The sequence below is a fragment of the Desulfovibrio legallii genome, assembly GCF_004309735.1.
GTDB lineage: Bacteria > Desulfobacterota > Desulfovibrionia > Desulfovibrionales > Desulfovibrionaceae > Desulfovibrio > Desulfovibrio legallii.
This window is the reverse complement of record NZ_SIXC01000001.1, coordinates 79,114-95,765: the sequence shown is the minus strand read 5'-3', so window position 1 is coordinate 95,765 and position 16,652 is coordinate 79,114. Positions and strand designations below refer to the sequence as shown.

Genomic DNA, 16,652 nt, shown 5'->3' with positions numbered 1-16,652 from the left:
GCTTTGCCACCATACCGACGGCTTGCCCCGGCAGGCTAAATACCTTGACAATGGCGGTAAAAGCGGCAACAGTTCAGTAAACGGGACGTTTTATGCAGAACAGAGCCGGCAGAATGCAGCATGCCGTCCCGTGGCGTTTAACCATAAAGAACACGCCACGCCCAAGGCTTGGGGACTCCGCCAGCACAGATGTTATGGGGCAATGGCATGGCCCGCCCAAGCGGCTTCAGCAAGGCATGTTCGGGAACAAACCATGAAAACCAAGATCGTCGCCACCATTGGCCCCGCCTCCAACAGCAGTGAAAAACTTCTGGCTCTGGCCGAAGCCGGAGTCAGCGTGTTCCGCCTCAATTTTTCCCACGGCGGCGCGGCGGACTTCGTGGCCATTATTGACCGCATCCGTGCGGTGGAGCGCACGCTGGCGCGGCCCATCACCATTATGCAGGATCTTTCCGGCCCCAAAATCCGCCTGGGCCTTCTGCCCGAAAAAACCATCAGCGTGAGCAAGGGCATGCGCCTGCTGCTGGGCCCCACGGACAAACGGGTAGCCGAAACCCCCTATCTGCCTTTTGACCACGACGTCATTCTGGAAAGTCTGGAACCCGGCGACCGCATGGTGCTGGCCGACGGCGGCCTGCAGTTTGCGGTGCGGGAACGGCGCGCCGACGGCCTGGTGGAACTGGAAGCGGAAAACGCAGGGCTTGTGACCTCCCGCAAAGGGCTGGCCCTGCCCGGCAAGGCCACCAAGGTGCGCGCCCTGACGGAAAAAGACAAAAAAGACTTGGCCGATGGCCTCAAACTGGGCGTGGACGCCGTGGCCGTTTCCTACGTGCAGACCGCCGACGACGTGCGGGAGGCCAAGGAGCTTATTGCCGCCGCCGGCAAGTGCGTGCCTGTGGTGGTCAAGCTGGAGCGGCAGAGTGCCGTGGACAATCTGGACGCCATTCTGCGCGAAACGGATGTGGTCATGGTGGCCCGCGGCGACCTGGGGGTAGAGTGCCCCCTGCCCCACCTGCCCGCCCTGCAAAAGCGCATTATCAGCGCTTGCAACAAGGCTTCCAAGCCGGTCATTGTGGCCACGCAGATGCTGCTTTCTATGGTCAACAGCCCCGCCCCCACCCGTGCGGAAACCACGGACGTGGCCAATGCCGTGTTGGACGGCGCGGACTGCGTCATGCTTTCGGAAGAAACGGCCATGGGCAATTTCCCAGTAGAAACAGTACGTTACATGCGCCGCATCACCGACGAAGCCGAATGCCTTCTGCTGCTCAACCGCAAGCTGGAGGAACCGGATGCGGACAAGGGCATACCGGAATTTCTGGCCTATTCCGCCTGCCTCCTGGCCGACAAGGCCGGGGCCAAAGCCCTGGTTTCGCACAGTCTCTCCGGCAGTTCGGCCCGGCAGGTTTCGGCCCGACGGCCTTCACAGCCGATCTACGCCCTGACCCCGGACCCAGTCACAGTCAAGGCCCTTAACTTTGTCTGGGGCGTGGAACCCGTGTTTGTGAAAAACCCCGAAGAAGAACCCAGCCACCTGATCCGGGCGGAAAATTTCATCCACAACAGCCCCACCTTTGCCCCCAACGATTGCGCCGTCATCACCGCCGGGCAGGTCAAGGGCTCCTCCGCTACGCCGCGCGGCACCAACCTTGTGAAAATATACTGGAAATGACCTATGGGCCAAAACGTCAGGGAAAGCCGCGCCATACCGCAGAACATCAATGAAGAATACTATCAGATCAGCGGCGAAATCCTTTCCAGCTTTCCCAAATACCGACCGCCTGTAGACCTTTTCAGCTTTCGCGAGGATATCGGCGTGCTGGCCCCCTATTGCAAAAAGGGCGTGCGGCTCAGCAACGAGCAGGTGGACGAGGTGGCCGCCCTTTGCGCCGAAGGCAACCTGTTTGTGGCCCGGTCCGACCACCCCATCTACTCGCGCCATATTGTCAAGCAGCTGGACCTGGTGCTGCAGGATCAGAACCTCAAGGAAGGGGAAATAGCGGATATCTGCATCCGCGCCCTGCTCCTGCGCTACGGGCACTTTGCGGAACAGCCGGTCAAGCTGGTTTTTGAACCTTTGTACCGCGACGTCATGGTGGTGACGGAATACCTGTGGAACGACCGCCACCGCTGCAATACCTTCATGCGTCGACTGTTCCGCGTCTACTCGCCCCCGCGCCACGCCATCAACACCATGATCGTGGGGCTTTGGCTCTGGCTGCAGATCATGGGCGAAATCCGCCGCCGCGACCTGGACCGCATGGCCCTGGCCCTGCTGTTGCACGATGTGGGCATGCTCAAGGTACCGGCCTTTCTGCTCAACAAGACCGGTCCCCTCAAGGCGGAAGAGCGGGAAAAAATCCTGCCTCACCCCCTGGTGGGCATCAAGCTCATGCAAAAGATGGACGTAGCTTTTGAGGAGCTGGTGCGGGCCTGTTTTGAGCACCACGAACGCCTGGACGGCTCCGGCTACCCGCAGCACCTCAAGGGCGCGCAGATCAGCCGGGTGGGGCGCATCACGGCCATTGCGGATTCCTTTGCGGCCATGATCTGCGACCGTCCCTATGGCCAGGGCAAGGAAATGCTGGCCGCCGCCAAGGAGCTGGCCGCCGATAGCCAGCACTATGACCAGGAAATGACCAATCTGCTGCTCACGGCCTTTTCCACCGGCGGCATCGGCCCCATGACGGATATGGACGCCGCAGTGGACGCCCCGGAAACTGCTACGGTCTGAACCAACGTTTTTTCAGATAAAAGCCAGGCGGCATCGGGGTAGCGCCCGATGCCGCCTGGCTTTTATCGTACCACGCTGCTTTGCGGAAAGCTGCCGGAGAGAGGGCCCTTAAAAAGGACCCTCTCTCCAGAGCCTGTCTTCTGTAGTTACAGCCACCTATCAGCCGTTCAATTGCCGAGAGATTTCCATCGCCTTGGCCTGCTCGTCAAAATCGGCAAAACCCGAATGGTGCAAGGCGTCCAGCACGGTTTCGTCCCAATTCCACGTGGCATATATCACCGGCTTGTGGAAGGTGGAACGGAAGCTCTGGAGATCCGCACGGTAGAAGTCTTCTTTGGGCGTATCCAGGTGTTCGCGGAACTGCTCGTGGCGGCGCTGCAGCTCGCCCTCATACCATTCCTGAATATCCTGAGGTTCCTTGTATTTCTTGAGGATGTGTCCGTAGCCGTTGCGCTCCATAAGGTCAGCCAGACGCTTATGGTGCTGCTGGCCGAGCCATGCGCCCAACTGGGAGGTGGGAATGTTTTCGCCTTCCACCGCGGCAATATCAAACACGGTCTGATAGTAGGTATCCGGCACCACAGAGGCGGACGTGATGCCCGCAATGGCTACCAGGCCACGCAGAATAAGGCTGTTGGAAACGCCCTGCCCGCAGAAGCCCACCTTTTTGCCATATTTCAGTCCAGTAAAGATGCTGACCAGAATAGCCCAGACCACAGCGGGGTCTTCTTCATCATAGATGTGGGACAGACGGGCGTTGTCGCGGTCCGTGGCCAGAACCATCTGGGTCATGTCGTTGGAGCCGATGGAGAAACCGTCGAACTCCGAAATAAACTGCTTGGCCAGGATGGCATTGGAAGGCAGCTCGGACATGAGGATGATTTTAAGGCCATCTTGCCCACTCTTGAGCTTGTGCACCTGTTCCAGATAGCTGCGCATGGAGCGGGCTTCTTCCAGGGTACGCACAAAAGGCAGCATGAGGCGCAGGTTGTTGCCGCCGTAGACGCCGCGCGCCAGTTTGAAGGCTTCTATTTCCCAATCGTGAATATTGCGCGAAACGCCGCGATAGCCCAGCATGGGGTTGTCTTCCACATGCTCGAAGAGGTTGCCGCCCAGCAGATTGCGGTATTCGTTGCTCTTGAAGTCTGTAGTACGGTAGGTAATGGGCTTGCCATAGAAGGCCATAGCAAAAAGCGCCAGATTCTGGGCCAGGGTCTGCACATAGTGCTCCTTGCCCGTGCGGAAGCCGCGCGACTTGATGAGAGCGCGGATTTTTTCCGGCAGATTGCGCACATCGTCCATTTCTTTTTTGAGGCCGGTGCGCAGGCCCACTTCTTCGCGCAGGTGACGGATATTGTCGCGCAGGCGAGTCACGGCGGGCAGGTCTTCAATGCGGTGCACATGAGCTTCCACGGCGGCCTCGATTTCGGCCATGCGTTTAGCCGCTTCGGGGTCCGCAGGGTTGAGCAGGGCCAGCTCATCGTCATAGCCCATGATGATGCGCACATGATCGGCCAGATCCGGCGAGGTCTTGAGCACTTCGATGCGGCGGGAGGCCAGCTCCATGTGCTGGTCGATTTTGTGGTCCAGCTCACGCATCTTGCGGTGCTGCAACAGCACTTCTTCGGCGCTGAGGCTCTTGTCGGCGTCGGCCAGAGCGTCCACTTCGGCGGCCAGGCCGGTCACTTCGCCCACGTACTCGCGCAGGTTAAAGTTAAAGACAATAAGGCCCGTGGCCATTTGTTCGCGCAGCACCTTGGAAAGGCGGTTTTCCAGCTCCTTGAGCTTGGTCCGCACCACGCCTTCCAGCTCGCCCTTGTCAAAGGCTTCCAGGGCCTGCGGGTGCACGCCAATGTTGCCCAGCATGAATTCCGCGCGCAGCAGGCCCACTTCAAACTGCGGGAAGTTACGCAGGCGCGAGAGGAACAGAGCCTGCCCCACATCGGCCAGCACCAACCCCACCTTGGTTTTGGTGGGGGGTAATTTGGCCACGTCCATTTCGCCGCCCACCTGATGCAGGGGCAGCAGCCCGCGAAAGACCCGGCCGCGCGTGCCGTCCACGGTCACTTCTACCCCGTCCAGAGCGCGCAGCACATCCAGGCGTTGGATGCCGATGACGGCGGCGATGCCCAGCTCACGCGAGGTAATGGCCGCGTGGCTGGTGTCGCCGCCCACGTCGGCCATGATGGCTGATGCCACCCGCATGCCCGGCACCATGTCCGGATCAGTGCGTTCGGCAGCCAGCACATCGCCCTTGGCAATTTTGTTCAGCTCCAGAGCGGAGCGCAAAAAGCGCACCGTGCCCTGCCCCGCCCCGCGTGAAGCGCCGTTGCCTTCCACCAGCACTTCGGCTTCGGCGGCGGCTTTGGCGTCCACCTCACGCCGCCGCATGAAGATGGTGCTGGGGTGCAGCTCCAGATCTTCATTCCAGCGGGTTTCGGGTCGGGCCTGCACGAACCAGAGCCGGTCTTTGGCGTCAATACAGAATTCCGTATCCATGATAATGCCGCCGTAAGCCTTGCTCACGGCGCGCACGCCTTCAGCCACGCGTTCGGCCTGGCTCAGCGAGAGGGCCCAGCGCAAGGCTTCCAGCTCAGAGACTTTCTCTTCTCTGGTGCCGCCGCGCTCGTCGTAAACGATGCGCATGTCCTTGCAGCCCATCTGACGGATGACCACTTCGCCGCCGTCGTCACGCTGAAAGACGTAGAGCTTGTCAGGCGTGACCTTACCGCCCACCACAGCTTCGCCCAGGCCGTAACTGGCGTCTATGCTGACCAGATCCTTGCGGTCCGTGCCGCGGCAGCCCGTGGCCGTGTCGGCGGAAAAGGCCGTGCCGGAAATGACGGGGTTGATCATCTGCATCATGCAGACGGAAAGAGAAGTGTGCTCAATGGCCCATTCTTCCTTGGCCGTGGTGGCGATGGATTCGTCGCCCGTTTCTTCGGCTTTGGCCAGAGCGTCAAGGATGGCCTCGCGCCTGTAGGTCATGGAGCGCAGATTATAGGCCGAGGAGCAGTCCCAGTGGTAGGCTTCCACCACTTTGTCCTCACCCACCATATTCAGATACGTGTCCTGCAGGCCGGCGAAGGCCTTTTTGCGGGAGTCTTCGCCCGCCGCTGAGGAGCGCACGGCCACGGGGGTCATGTCGTCCTCATTTTCCTTGCAGATGGCGCGATACGCGCTGCGCACGGCCTCGTCCACCTCGGTCGGCAGGGTAACGGACAAAATGGCGGCCTGTACCATAACCGAACGTTTGCGCAGCTGGTCAATGCCTTCGGGCGAAGTGGCAAAGCCCTCCACCACATTATTAATGAAGGTGCGCAGCTTGGTGTGCGACTGCTCGCCTTCAGCCTGGGCCGCCAGGTGGATTTGTTTGCCCAGCTGACGGACAAATTTCTGCAGGAAATCCGGATCCTGGTTAATTTCCGGGTCATTCCAGTCGATGCGGCCGTATTCGCGGTCCACAACACTGCGCACCACCCGGCCGTTGACCTTGGTTTCCTCCAGCACACGGTGGAAAGCCAGGGACGAAACGGCACGAAAGTGGGGGGCCTGGATGCCTTCAATCTGGCTTATGAGCGCCGTATTATAGTTTTTACCACCAACAAGCAGTTCCGCTTCCGGCCCAAGTTGTACGATGTCCGCTCCGGTGAGCACCAGTTTTTTCTGGATGGACTCGGACGCGGCGGTCTTGGGTTTGGGTTGGGCGGGTTTGGCGGCGGGACTTTTGGCCATGACTTCCTCCGGGTTGGGAATCAGCGATCAACCGGTGAAATTATATCGTGACAGTACCGAACTGTCCACCAGGCGCGCACGCCGTGGGGCAGTCCACAGCGGCGTGCCGGCCCACACCCAGGCGGGCCGGCCGCACGCTACCCTATGCGGGAACCGCAATACGGGCAAAAGGCGATATTGTCCATAGGGATGGGCTGGCCGCAGGCCTCGTTGGGGCAAATGCGCGGCACCGGCCCCAGCTCCACAATAAGTTCGCCCTCCCGCACAGAAACCATTTGCTTATTTTCCTTGAAGTCCGCCGTTTTGAGTACCCGTTTGACGATGCCGTCCACGGGGGCCAACACGGCTTTCTCCTGCTTCATAATGGAGACGTTAAACAGTTCCTCCCCGGCCTTGACCAGGTCGCCGGGGTGCACATACATGACCCAAAGGTCGCCGTTGCTCGGCGCGGCCACATGGAACTTGTTGGCCGGGTCGGCCATGAGCGTACTCTTGACGCCGCCGCCCGTGGGCTGGCGCACCTGCACCTCACAGCTCATGAATTCCGAATCCAGCACATAACGGCAGATGGACAGGCCGGCGTTGTCCGGTTCGGAAATGCTCAACAAAAGCAAGTGGTGCGGTTTGCCGCTGCTGTCGTTGAAGTAGAGATCCTGCCCCACCTTGAGCCCTTCAAACCAGACGTGCAAGGGCAGATTGTTGGGGTCGCCGAATTTGGCCCGGAACTGGATGGTCTTGAGCGCGTCCGCCGGATGGTTAAGGTAAAGCACAAATTCTTCGGCGTTGGGCTTGCGTTTGAGGATATCCGTACAGGCCTTCTCCTCCGCCGCCAGGTTCACGTCGGCCAGGGAATCCAGAGGCGAAGCCTCGGTACGGTTGGCCAGGGCGTTCTTCCAGTCCGATCCGAAGGCGCTTTGATAGACCCAGTCGGCCGGGAAGCCCAGAGGCAACCGCCCGAACTTGCCCAGCAGCAGATTGCGGAAAGCGTCGTTGCAGTCCCTATAGATGGCGAGCCGCGCCTTGCGCATCTCTGCGCTCAGCTCCGCTTCGGGCACGCGGGTCACCTGGCCCAGCACCTCCAGCAGATAGCGCACCTCATCTTCGCCGCCGCGCTTCCAGGCCCCAGTCACGGCCAGGAAGGCCGTGTTCCAGGTGATCTGCGAGCCCGGCGTCACGTCGTGATAGCGCACGATCTGCCGCGTGCCCTCCAGAAACTTGAGCATGTAGGGCAACAAATGGATGTAGCCCTGCTTCATGGCCCCTTCCTGCGAAGAAGAGGTGGCCCCGCCGGGCATGCCGTGCCGGGTGACGTCATAGTCTATGCCCTGGAAGTACGGCGCACAGTAGCGGTCATAATAGGGCATGATCTGCTTGCAGACAAAGTTGGCGTCGCGGATGGCGTTTTTGTCCAGCTGGCAGGTCAGGCCCAGTTCGTCTTCCATATAGGCCACGGTGGCAAGCACGTCGCCCTGACCGTAGGACCGCACCGCCGAGCCCAGCCCCACATCGATGATGTGCGCTCCGGCCTTGGCGGCCGCACCGCAGGACGGCACAAACAGCCCGTCCGTATAGTGCCGGTGGTAGTGCAGCACAAGCTCCGGCCAGGCCTTGCGCAGGGCGCTCACCAGTTCCGTCATAAAGCGCGGTGGGCAGACGCCGCCCATGTCTTTGAGGCCCAGGATGATCTGACGCGCGGCGGCCTTTTTGTCCTTGCCCATGATATTGGCCACCATGCCCAGGATGGCTTCAGTGACGCCCAGATAGTGCTTGACGTCAAAGCCTTTGGCCCAGGACATGGAAAGCGCCGGCTCAAAAATGGCCTCTTTGCGGTCCATGACCACTTCAGCAATGGGCCGCATATTTTCCACATGGTTAAGGAAATCGAAACAGCGCACCACCTGGTAGTGGTCGCAGATCATCTCGCCCGTGACGCGCATAAGGTTGCGCGGCTGCGGCGTGTAGCCCAGCACGTTGGTGGAGCGCACCAGCAGTTGCTTGAGCGTCTTGGGGGCAAAGCTGTTCCACTCCTTTGCTTCGGTGAAAGGGTAGGTCATGTTGGCCATCATGGCCACGTGAAAATGCGCGCCGCCGCCGTTTTCAATGGAAAAATAGCCCGCATTGTCCAGGTACGGACCAATAAGCCTGTCCTCGGCCAACCGAAAACGGTTGCCGGAATTGGACTGGGTGAAGTCGCGCGGCGTGGTGTCGGTAAAATGCACGTTGCCCGAATGGCGGATATAGTCCAAGGTGGCCGTGCGGTCCCCTTGAGGATAGGGCGAGGCCTGCCGCCGCACGGCGCTGCTGATGGGCGGCAGCACCGGCTCAAAGGGGCCAAGCACCGGGGTATCTGCCGAGCGGTACTGCCCCAGCTGCACATAGGGGTTGTAGCCCTTGGCCGAGATTTCGGCCACCAGACGCGAAAGCCGTTCGCCCTCCGGAGCCAGATCCGTGTAGACCATGAGCTCCGGATGGTCGGCGATGAAGTTGGTATTGATGCCGCCCTTACGGAACAGGGCATGCTTGATGACCTGCCGGAAGAAGGGAATGGTGGTCTTGATGCCGCCGATGACATATTCCCCCAGGGCGCGGTCCATGATGCCCAGGGTCTTTTCCCAGTCGTGAGCGTAGGCGATGAGCAGCGCGCCCGCCGAATCATAGTTGGCCGGAAATTCGTAGCCCGCGCTGATGTTGGAATCCAGCCGCACGCCGGGGCCGCCGGGCGAAACATAGCGCGAAATGAGCCCGGAATTGGGGGCGAAGTTGTCCTGCGGGTTTTCACAGTTAATGCGTACCTGCATGGAACAGTAGGAGGGCCGCAGATTTTCTTCGCGGTAACGCAGCTCTGCGCCGAAGGCCACGGCAATCTGCTCTTCCACCAGGTCAATGCCGTAGCGACACTCGGTAATGCCGTGCTCCACCTGCAGGCGGGTGTTCACCTCAATGAGGTAGGGCGTGCCGTCAGGCATAACCAGGAACTCCACCGTAGCCAGGGAGTGATACCCCACGGCCTTGATCAGCCGACGAGCGTAGTCCTTGAGCTTTTCCCGCAGGTTGCGGGTAATGCCCGACCAGGGCGAAGGGGTGATTTCAATGAGCTTCTGGTGGTTGCGCTGCACGGTACAGTCGCGTTCGTCAAAGGCGAATACGTTGCCGTACATGTCGGCAATGACCTGAATCTCAATGTGCCGCACGTCGGCCAGAAATTTTTCCACAAACAGCCGTGGGTTGCCAAAGGAAGCCTGGGCCATGGTGGAAGCCTTGAAAAAGGCGTCTTCCAGCTCCGCTTCCTTATGAATGGCAAAAATGCCTCGGCCGCCGCCGCCGCCTTCGGCCTTGAGCATGATGGGCAAGCCGATTTCGGCAATAATCTTGCGGGCCGTTTCCACATCCACAGCGCCGTCAGAGCCGGGCACCACGGGAATGCCCAGCTTGCGGGCCACCTGCCTGGCCTGCACCTTGTTGCCCAGCAGGTTCATGGCCTCGGCGGTAGCGCCGATAAAGGTAATGCCGGCCTCTTTGCAGCGCTGCGGAAAGCGCGTGTCTTCAGAGGCAAAACCCCAGCCGGGGTGGATGCCTACCACGCCGCGCTGTTTGGCCTTGTCGATAATGCGGTCAATATCCAGGTAGGCCCGGGGCTCAGGGCCCAGCAAGACCAGCTCCTGCGCCGTGGCCGCCGCGGGGGCGGTCTTGTCCACATCGGTAGCGGTCATGGCCGCCACGGCATCAAACCGCTCCCGGATGGAACGGCAGATGCGCCGGGCCGGGATACCGCGGTTGGCGACAAGAATAACCTTGCCTTTCAAAAATTCCTGCACTTCCGCAAATGTCTTGTTGGCCATGCCTTTTCTCAGCCCTTTCCCGCCAAAGCACCGCCCTGGCGTCTGCTTCGGCGCGGCGGCACAACGCCCCGCGCCGTTTTCGTGGGCGGCCCGGACAACGTTTTGCCCGGGCACCCTGCCCGTGTGCCGCCCCGCGCCGCAGCCGCAAAAACAACTGCGGGCACAGACGAAAAAGCCCCCGCTTCAGCCCCCGCGCCGGAGACTGCCGCAAAAAAACTCTTCCACGCGCGCCCCCGTATCCAGAAGCACGCCGCCTGAGGCGCCCAAGCCCTCCAGACGTCCCCGCGTCACCTGGCCGTCGTCGTGCAGCTCCACCGTGAGGCCCCGCCAAAGCAGCACCTCGTCCAGCCCTTCCCGCCACCTCTCTAAAAAAGAGTGGTCGTTGTTATATGCCGAATACAGGCATATTACAAGTTGTTGCCAGAGAGCCTCTGCTGTGGGAATATGTTTGGTTGCGCCTTTGCCCCCCACGCCGGCCTCCGCAAGGCAAATGGCCTCCAGAGCCGCCCCTGCCCGCAGCTCGGCCGCATCCGGAGCCCAAACCACGTCAAGCCCCACCCCGGCCAGCAGCACGCCGCCCCGCTCCTCCAGCAACACGCCCGCCAGCTTGCGCGGATTTCCCGCCGCATCGGCCAGCACCAGATCATTGGGCCATTTGAGTTCCACGGGCCAGCCCATGCCCCGCAGCGCCCTGACCAGCAGCACCCCCATGGCCGGCCCTGCAGCGCTGCCGACAAAAGGCGATGCGCACGGCAAGCGCAGCACCGCGTACAGATTGCCTGCCGGCGAACGCCACTGCCGACGCAACTGCCCCCGCCCTGCCGTCTGCACTACGGCCTGCACACTTTCCCACGGAGAGAGCCACCCCCGTTCCGCCAGCCTGCGCGCCGTGTCCAGGCAAGATTCCACCTGCCCGAAACGCCAGACCCTGGGGCAGCCTTCCCGCAGCGCTGCCGCGCCGCGGCTTCCATCACACTGCGAACTCTGGTACGCTTTGTCCATGCAACTCTACCTCGTGGGCGGCGCCGTGCGTGACATGCTGCTGGGCCGCACCCCCATTGAACTGGATTTTGCCTTTGACGGCAGCGCACAGGAATTTCTGGCCGCGCATCCTGACGCCTATATGGTGGGGCACAGCGTGCACGTCTGCCTCTGGCGTGGCTGGGAATGCATGCCTCTGCACGGCGGCAGCCCGGAAGCGGATCTGCGCCGCCGCGACCTGACCATCAACGCCCTGGCCCTGGGCAGCGACGGCATAATCCACCTGCACCCCCAGACCGTGCAAGACTTGCAAGACCGACTCCTACGCCCGGCCGCGGCCACGTCCTTTGCCGACGACCCTACCCGCGTTTTCCGCCTGGCCCGTTTTGCCGCTCTCTGGCCCGACTGGCGCATCGACGCCGCAGCCTTCGCCCAGATGCGCGCTCTGGCCCCCGCTGCCCTGGCCGCCCTCCCGGCAGAGCGCGTGGCCCGCGAGCTGCGCAAGGCCCTGGCCGCTCCGGTTCCAGGGCGTTTTTTCCGCGTCCTGGCCCAGGGCAATGCCCTCACCCCCTGGTTTGCGGAGCTTCAGACCGCCCGCGCCGTCCCGGCAGGCCCTGCGCGCTGGCACGCCAACAGCGTCTTTGGCCACAGCCTGCGCCTGGCCGACCAGCTGGCCGGCGATCCTTTGGCCGTGTGGATGGCCATCTGCCACGACCTGGGCAAAATCAACACTGACCCCACCCTGCTCCCCCACCACTACGGCCACGAACAGCGCGGCGTGCCCTTGGCGCTGCAACTGGCCCAACGCCTGCGCCTGCCCGGCGTCTACGCCAAGGCCGGCGCCCTCGCCGCCGCCGAACACATGAAGGCCGGCATATTTCACTCCCTGCGCACCGGCACCCGCCGCGACCTGCTCTGGCGCGTGCACCGCGCGGGGCTCGAAGAACCCTTCTGGAAACTAGCCGACGCCGACAGCGGCGCAGACATCCGCCGCACTGCCCAGGCCCAACTCCAGGCCCTGCTGCCCGTGACCCTGCCCCCGCACTGGCGCAACCGCGGCGCGGACAGCGCCCGCCGTCTGCGCGAACTCCACTGCCAGGCCTTGGCCGCTCTGCGCGATGGAGAGGAGTAAAGTTTTTGTGGGGGGAAGGGAACTTTTGTGAACAAAAGTTCCCTTCCCCCCACGCCCCCACCCTTCAAAAAACTTTTTTCAGCCGGACCGCCCAAGGCGTACCCCAACGGATAGGATATGCTGCGCAAACGGCCCCGCCGTTGGCGCGCTTCAAAAAGACCTTGTCTGTCCCTGCAAAGCCGCGTCGGCCGCCGCAACAAAACCGGCGCAGAGGCCGTCCATGGCCGGGCCATGGTCCAAACCGCACAAATGCCCCATGCCGTGGGCCAGCAGACGCAGGCAGTGCACTGCGGGCTCCTGGCCGTAGAGCAGACATTCTCGCCGCAAGGTGTCCAGAGAAAGCAGCAACGCGCCCGGCAAGCTGGCGTCGCCGGGAAAGGACAGCACATTGGTAGGCCCCACGCAGCCGAGAAAGCGCCGGTTGGCCGCGCTGATGCCCGCGTCGTCCAGAATGTGCAGGTCAACGCCGCACGGAGGGAGCACTGCGCGGCGGTCTCCTTGCGCAGCCCGCAGCATGGCCGTCAGCACGCGGGTCAGAACGCGTTGATCCAAGGGCAGCAGCCAGGCCAGGGCGGGCGTGCCCGGCACCACCCGCACGGCCGGCCCCCCGGCATTGCGCGCCGCGTTCATGGCTTGGAAAGGCCTGCATTGGAGGTCTGGGCAGAAGTCTGGGCAGCGGTCTGGGCCGCCGGGGCCGCAGAGGCTGCGGAAAGCCCCGCAGACAACGTCGCCGCAGGTGCTGCCGTCGTTGCCGGAGAAGCTGCCGCAGCTGCCGTGGGCGACGCGGTCGGACGGCCCTCCGCCTTGGGCGTGGGGCGGGCAGGGGCCGGGCGGGGCTGGGCGCGATTTTCCGCAGGCCTGCCGTCTGCGGCGCGGGCCTCAGACCCTTTGCCTTCAGCCGCTTTGCCATCCGTTTTAGACGCGCCGCCTATCCGGGCTTCAGGATAAGCAATGCGCTGGTGGAACAGCCCGGTGAGAATGCGTTGGAAATTTTCGCTCAGGTAGTGCAGATCTTTGAAAGTCAGTTCCGATTCATCCAGCTGTCCTTCAGAAAAAATGCCCTTGATAATGGTATCGATATGGCTTTTGATGCGCGCGGGCGTGGGGTCGGTGAGTGTGCGGCTGCTGGCTTCCACCGAGTCGGCCAGCATGAGGATGGCGGCTTCTTTGGTTTGCGGACGCGGGCCGGGATAATTGTAGTCCGATTCGCGCGGCTTTTCGCCCAGATTGACGGCTTTCTGGTAAAAATAACGGATCAGGCGGGTGCCGTGGTGCTGCCCAATAATATCCGTAATCTCCTGCCCCAGTTTATAGCGCTCGGCCAGCTCAATGCCCTTCTTGACGTGCGAGAGCAGAATAAGCGCGCTCATGGAAGGGGCCAGTTTGTCGTGCTTGTTGGGGCCGCCGAACTGGTTCTCAATAAAATATTCCGGATAGGAAAGTTTGCCCACGTCATGGTAAAGGGCCGCCACCTTGCACAGCAGGCTGTTGGCCCCTATGGCTTTGGCCCCGGCCTCCACCATGTTGGCCACCACCAGAGAGTGGTGGTAGGTGCCGGGCACGGTGACCATCAACTCCTGCATGAGCGGCTGTTCCAGGCTCATGAGCTCCATAAGGCGGAAGCGCGTGCTGTAGCCGAAGCTCAGCTCCAGCACGGGGCTCACGGCAAAGAGCAGAATGAGGGAAATAAGGCTGTTCAGGCACACGGCCAGCAGTTGCATGGGCACTTCGGGCAGGGTCGTCTGAGAAAGAAAGGCTGCACCCAGCCAGATGCAGATTTGGCCAATGGTCAGGGGCACAAGACTCCAGACCACGTCCTGACGGCTCTGGGCGGAGGTCACCAGCCAGGTGGCCAGCATGCCGCCCAGAAACTGGTACAGAAAATAAGAAAAATCCTCCTGAAACATGAGCATGGTAAAAAAGGACAGCAGCAGCCCCATGGTGCAGTAGCGCCGGGCCGCAAAGACCATGGCCACCAGACCCACGGCCCCGGCCACGGGATAGCCCAGGTTCAGGGCATTGAGCACAGTCACGCTGTCCAGGCGTGAGCCCAGCACATACACAAACTTGGCCCCGCCGCAGCACAGCAGCAAAATGAGTGAAATGAGCAGCATGTCCTTGCAGCGCAGCGGCGTGCCCGGCTTGCCGCTGGGGGCCACGAAAAACCCTATGGAAAGCAGCAGAGAAAAGGCGAAAGCCCCGGCGGTAATGTTCCAGTGCATGGGGTCTGCGGCGGATTTGTACAGCGTCTGCAGTTTGATCTGCTGTTCTCGGCTGACCCGTTCGCCCCGCCGCAGAAGCAGCTCGCCCTTTTGAATCTGATAAAGGACGGGCTCCACTGTGGAAATCACGGCGCTGCCGCGCTTTTGCGTGGCCTCGCGGTTGAGGGTCAAAGAAGCGGGCATGGTGGCCGAAAGCAGAATGTTGATAGCCCGACGCGACTGCGGATTCAGACTGGGCTCCCGCCGGATGTGGGAGGAAATCTCGGCCAGAAAGGACTGCACGTCCGGCAGATTGGTCACGTCCGGACGCAGCAGTTCCGTATTGGCGTCCAGGTTACGCACAATGACCCCGGAGCGCCCCACCCTGGCCTGCCGTATATCGCTCACCAGACCTTCGGCCATATGATCACGGATGCTGGGCAAAAGCACTTTGAGCAGATAGGTCTGTACTTCCGGCTGGGCCAGTTCCGGCAGGATTTCATCGGCCACGGCCGGGGTCAGGTCTTCCACCAGACGCGGTAGGGGGCCGCTGTGGGCCGCCTTGAAGTCGCTGCCCGCGTTGAGCGTGCGCAAAATCTCCACAATGCGGTTCTGAAAGGCGGTATAGGGCTCCAGGCTCAGGTCATAGACCGGTGGCTGCAGCAACAGCACCTGCTTGCGCCGGGCCTTGGTAGCCTGGGCGTCCTCCACCAGCAGGTCGCGATCGGCAATGACGTCTGAGTCCGCCACCTGCCCGGCCACATAAACCCTGGGCACCACTTCAAAATTAGCCCCGGCCAGCAGTGAAAGCAGCAAAAGCGTGCCCCACAGAGCGGCCAGCCCCCAGCCGCAACGGTGCCGGGCGCGCAACAGGCGAAAAAGCGCCAGAATGCTAGCGGGGCGTGTCGACTTTTTCGGCGTGATCATAGGCGGTTACAATGGCTCCCACCAGAGGATGACGCACCACGTCGGCCTTGGTGAAGCGGTGCACGGCCAGGCCGGGCACCTGGGTGAGAATATCCAGGGCGTGGATGAGTCCGGAGCGCGGACGCTGACCGCCGGGTTGCACGGGCAGGTCGATCTGCGTGGTGTCGCCCGTCACCACCATGCGTGAGCCAAAACCCATGCGCGTCAGAAACATCTTCATCTGTTCCTGTGTGGTGTTCTGGGCCTCATCCAGAATGATGAAGGCGTCGTTGAGGGTGCGCCCCCGCATAAAGGCCAGCGGAGCCACTTCTATGGAACCCACTTCCATCATGGAGGCTACCTTGGGCTGGGGCATCATGTCGTGCAGCGCATCGTACAGAGGGCGCAGATAGGGGTTGACTTTCTCCGCCAGATCGCCGGGCAGAAAGCCCAGGCGTTCCCCGGCCTCCACTGCCGGGCGGGTGAGCACAATGCGTTTGACCCTGTGCTGCTGCAACATGGAAAGTGCCATGGCTACGGCCAGATAGGTCTTGCCCGTGCCCGCCGGCCCCACGGCGAAAACCAGCTCGTAGCGCCGCAAAAGGTCCAGATAGGTGCGTTGGGCCACATTGCGCGCGGTCACGGTTTTGCGCGGGGTATTCACAAACACCGCATCCCGAAAAATCTGTCCCAGATTCAGGCCGGGGTCGCCGCGCAGCATCTCGTAGGCGCGGGCCATATCCTGCTGGCTCAGCGGCACGCCGCCGCGCAGCAGATCATACAGCTGCACAAAGACGTTGCAGAGGGTTTCGCGCACCTGCGGGTCAGGGGCATCCACAATCAGGCTGGCCCCCCGGCTGGTGATGCGCGCGCCACTGGCCGCGGCCAGCAGTTCCAGATGCGCGTTGCGCGGTCCAAAAAGCTGGTTGGCCACTACAGGGTCGTCAAAAGCGACCGATTCCGCCCCGCCGGATTTCGCGCCGGCGGTTTCTGGCGTGGTCAAACGTACTACCATGCCGGTCCTCTAGCCTATTTCAGTTCCCCTGTCCATCAGGACGAACCCCACGCCGCAGCCCCGGCACGGCAGGCCCTGCGGCCGCCGCGTCCGGCAGGGCCGCGCCTGC

At 62.1% G+C, this 16,652-nt stretch carries 9 protein-coding genes; 3 read left to right on the top strand and 6 right to left on the bottom strand.

Going from position 1 to position 16,652, the window contains the following annotated elements; translation table 11 throughout:
- The first annotated feature begins 253 nt into the window (after nucleotides 1–253).
- Entirely contained in the window at nucleotides 254–1,672 is a 1,419-nt protein-coding gene (gene pyk, locus EB812_RS00370) for a pyruvate kinase (RefSeq protein ID WP_118229015.1), read from the top strand.
- A 3-nt stretch (nucleotides 1,673–1,675) separates the two neighbouring features.
- On the top strand, nucleotides 1,676–2,734 hold the full coding sequence (locus EB812_RS00365; RefSeq protein WP_118229016.1) for an HD-GYP domain-containing protein: 1,059 nt from the start codon (nucleotides 1,676–1,678) through the stop codon (nucleotides 2,732–2,734).
- A gap of 159 nt (nucleotides 2,735–2,893) precedes the next feature.
- On the opposite strand, the gene EB812_RS00360 is transcribed toward EB812_RS00365, so the two are convergent.
- The 3 genes from EB812_RS00360 to EB812_RS11880 form a co-directional block, all read right to left on the bottom strand.
- Nucleotides 2,894–6,469: a PEP/pyruvate-binding domain-containing protein gene (locus EB812_RS00360; protein ID WP_118229017.1), complete on the bottom strand. Its 3,576-nt coding sequence runs from the start codon at nucleotides 6,467–6,469 to the stop codon at nucleotides 2,894–2,896.
- 137 nt (nucleotides 6,470–6,606) lie between these two features.
- A complete protein-coding gene (locus tag EB812_RS00355) occupies nucleotides 6,607–10,308 on the bottom strand; it encodes a pyruvate carboxylase (protein WP_118229018.1) in 3,702 nt (1,233 codons plus the stop codon).
- Between the two features lie 183 nt (nucleotides 10,309–10,491).
- Nucleotides 10,492–11,310 carry a biotin--[acetyl-CoA-carboxylase] ligase gene (locus tag EB812_RS11880; protein ID WP_118229019.1) on the bottom strand — a complete coding sequence of 273 codons (819 nt, stop codon included), beginning with the start codon at nucleotides 11,308–11,310 and terminating at the stop codon, nucleotides 10,492–10,494.
- Between EB812_RS11880 and EB812_RS00345 the strand changes: the two genes are divergently transcribed.
- Entirely contained in the window at nucleotides 11,309–12,421 is a 1,113-nt protein-coding gene (locus tag EB812_RS00345; protein WP_242621141.1) for a tRNA nucleotidyltransferase/poly(A) polymerase-related protein, read from the top strand. The two genes, EB812_RS11880 and EB812_RS00345, sit on opposite strands and share 2 nt — an antisense overlap.
- Nucleotides 12,422–12,571: 150 nt before the next feature.
- Here the strand turns inward: EB812_RS00345 and ybeY are convergent, their stop codons facing one another.
- Genes ybeY through EB812_RS00330 form a run of 3 tightly spaced genes read right to left on the bottom strand, consistent with a single transcriptional unit; the run spans nucleotide 12,572 to nucleotide 16,543 of the window.
- Nucleotides 12,572–13,051: an rRNA maturation RNase YbeY gene (ybeY, locus tag EB812_RS00340; protein WP_118229020.1), complete on the bottom strand. Its 480-nt coding sequence runs from the start codon at nucleotides 13,049–13,051 to the stop codon at nucleotides 12,572–12,574.
- Nucleotides 13,048–15,549: an HD family phosphohydrolase gene (locus EB812_RS00335; protein ID WP_242621140.1), complete on the bottom strand. Its 2,502-nt coding sequence runs from the start codon at nucleotides 15,547–15,549 to the stop codon at nucleotides 13,048–13,050. The genes ybeY and EB812_RS00335 overlap by 4 nt, the downstream gene beginning before the upstream one ends.
- Nucleotides 15,515–16,543 carry a PhoH family protein gene (locus EB812_RS00330; RefSeq protein WP_130957697.1) on the bottom strand — a complete coding sequence of 343 codons (1,029 nt, stop codon included), beginning with the start codon at nucleotides 16,541–16,543 and terminating at the stop codon, nucleotides 15,515–15,517. Before EB812_RS00330 ends, EB812_RS00335 begins: the two co-directional genes overlap by 35 nt.
- Nucleotides 16,544–16,652 lie beyond the last annotated feature (109 nt).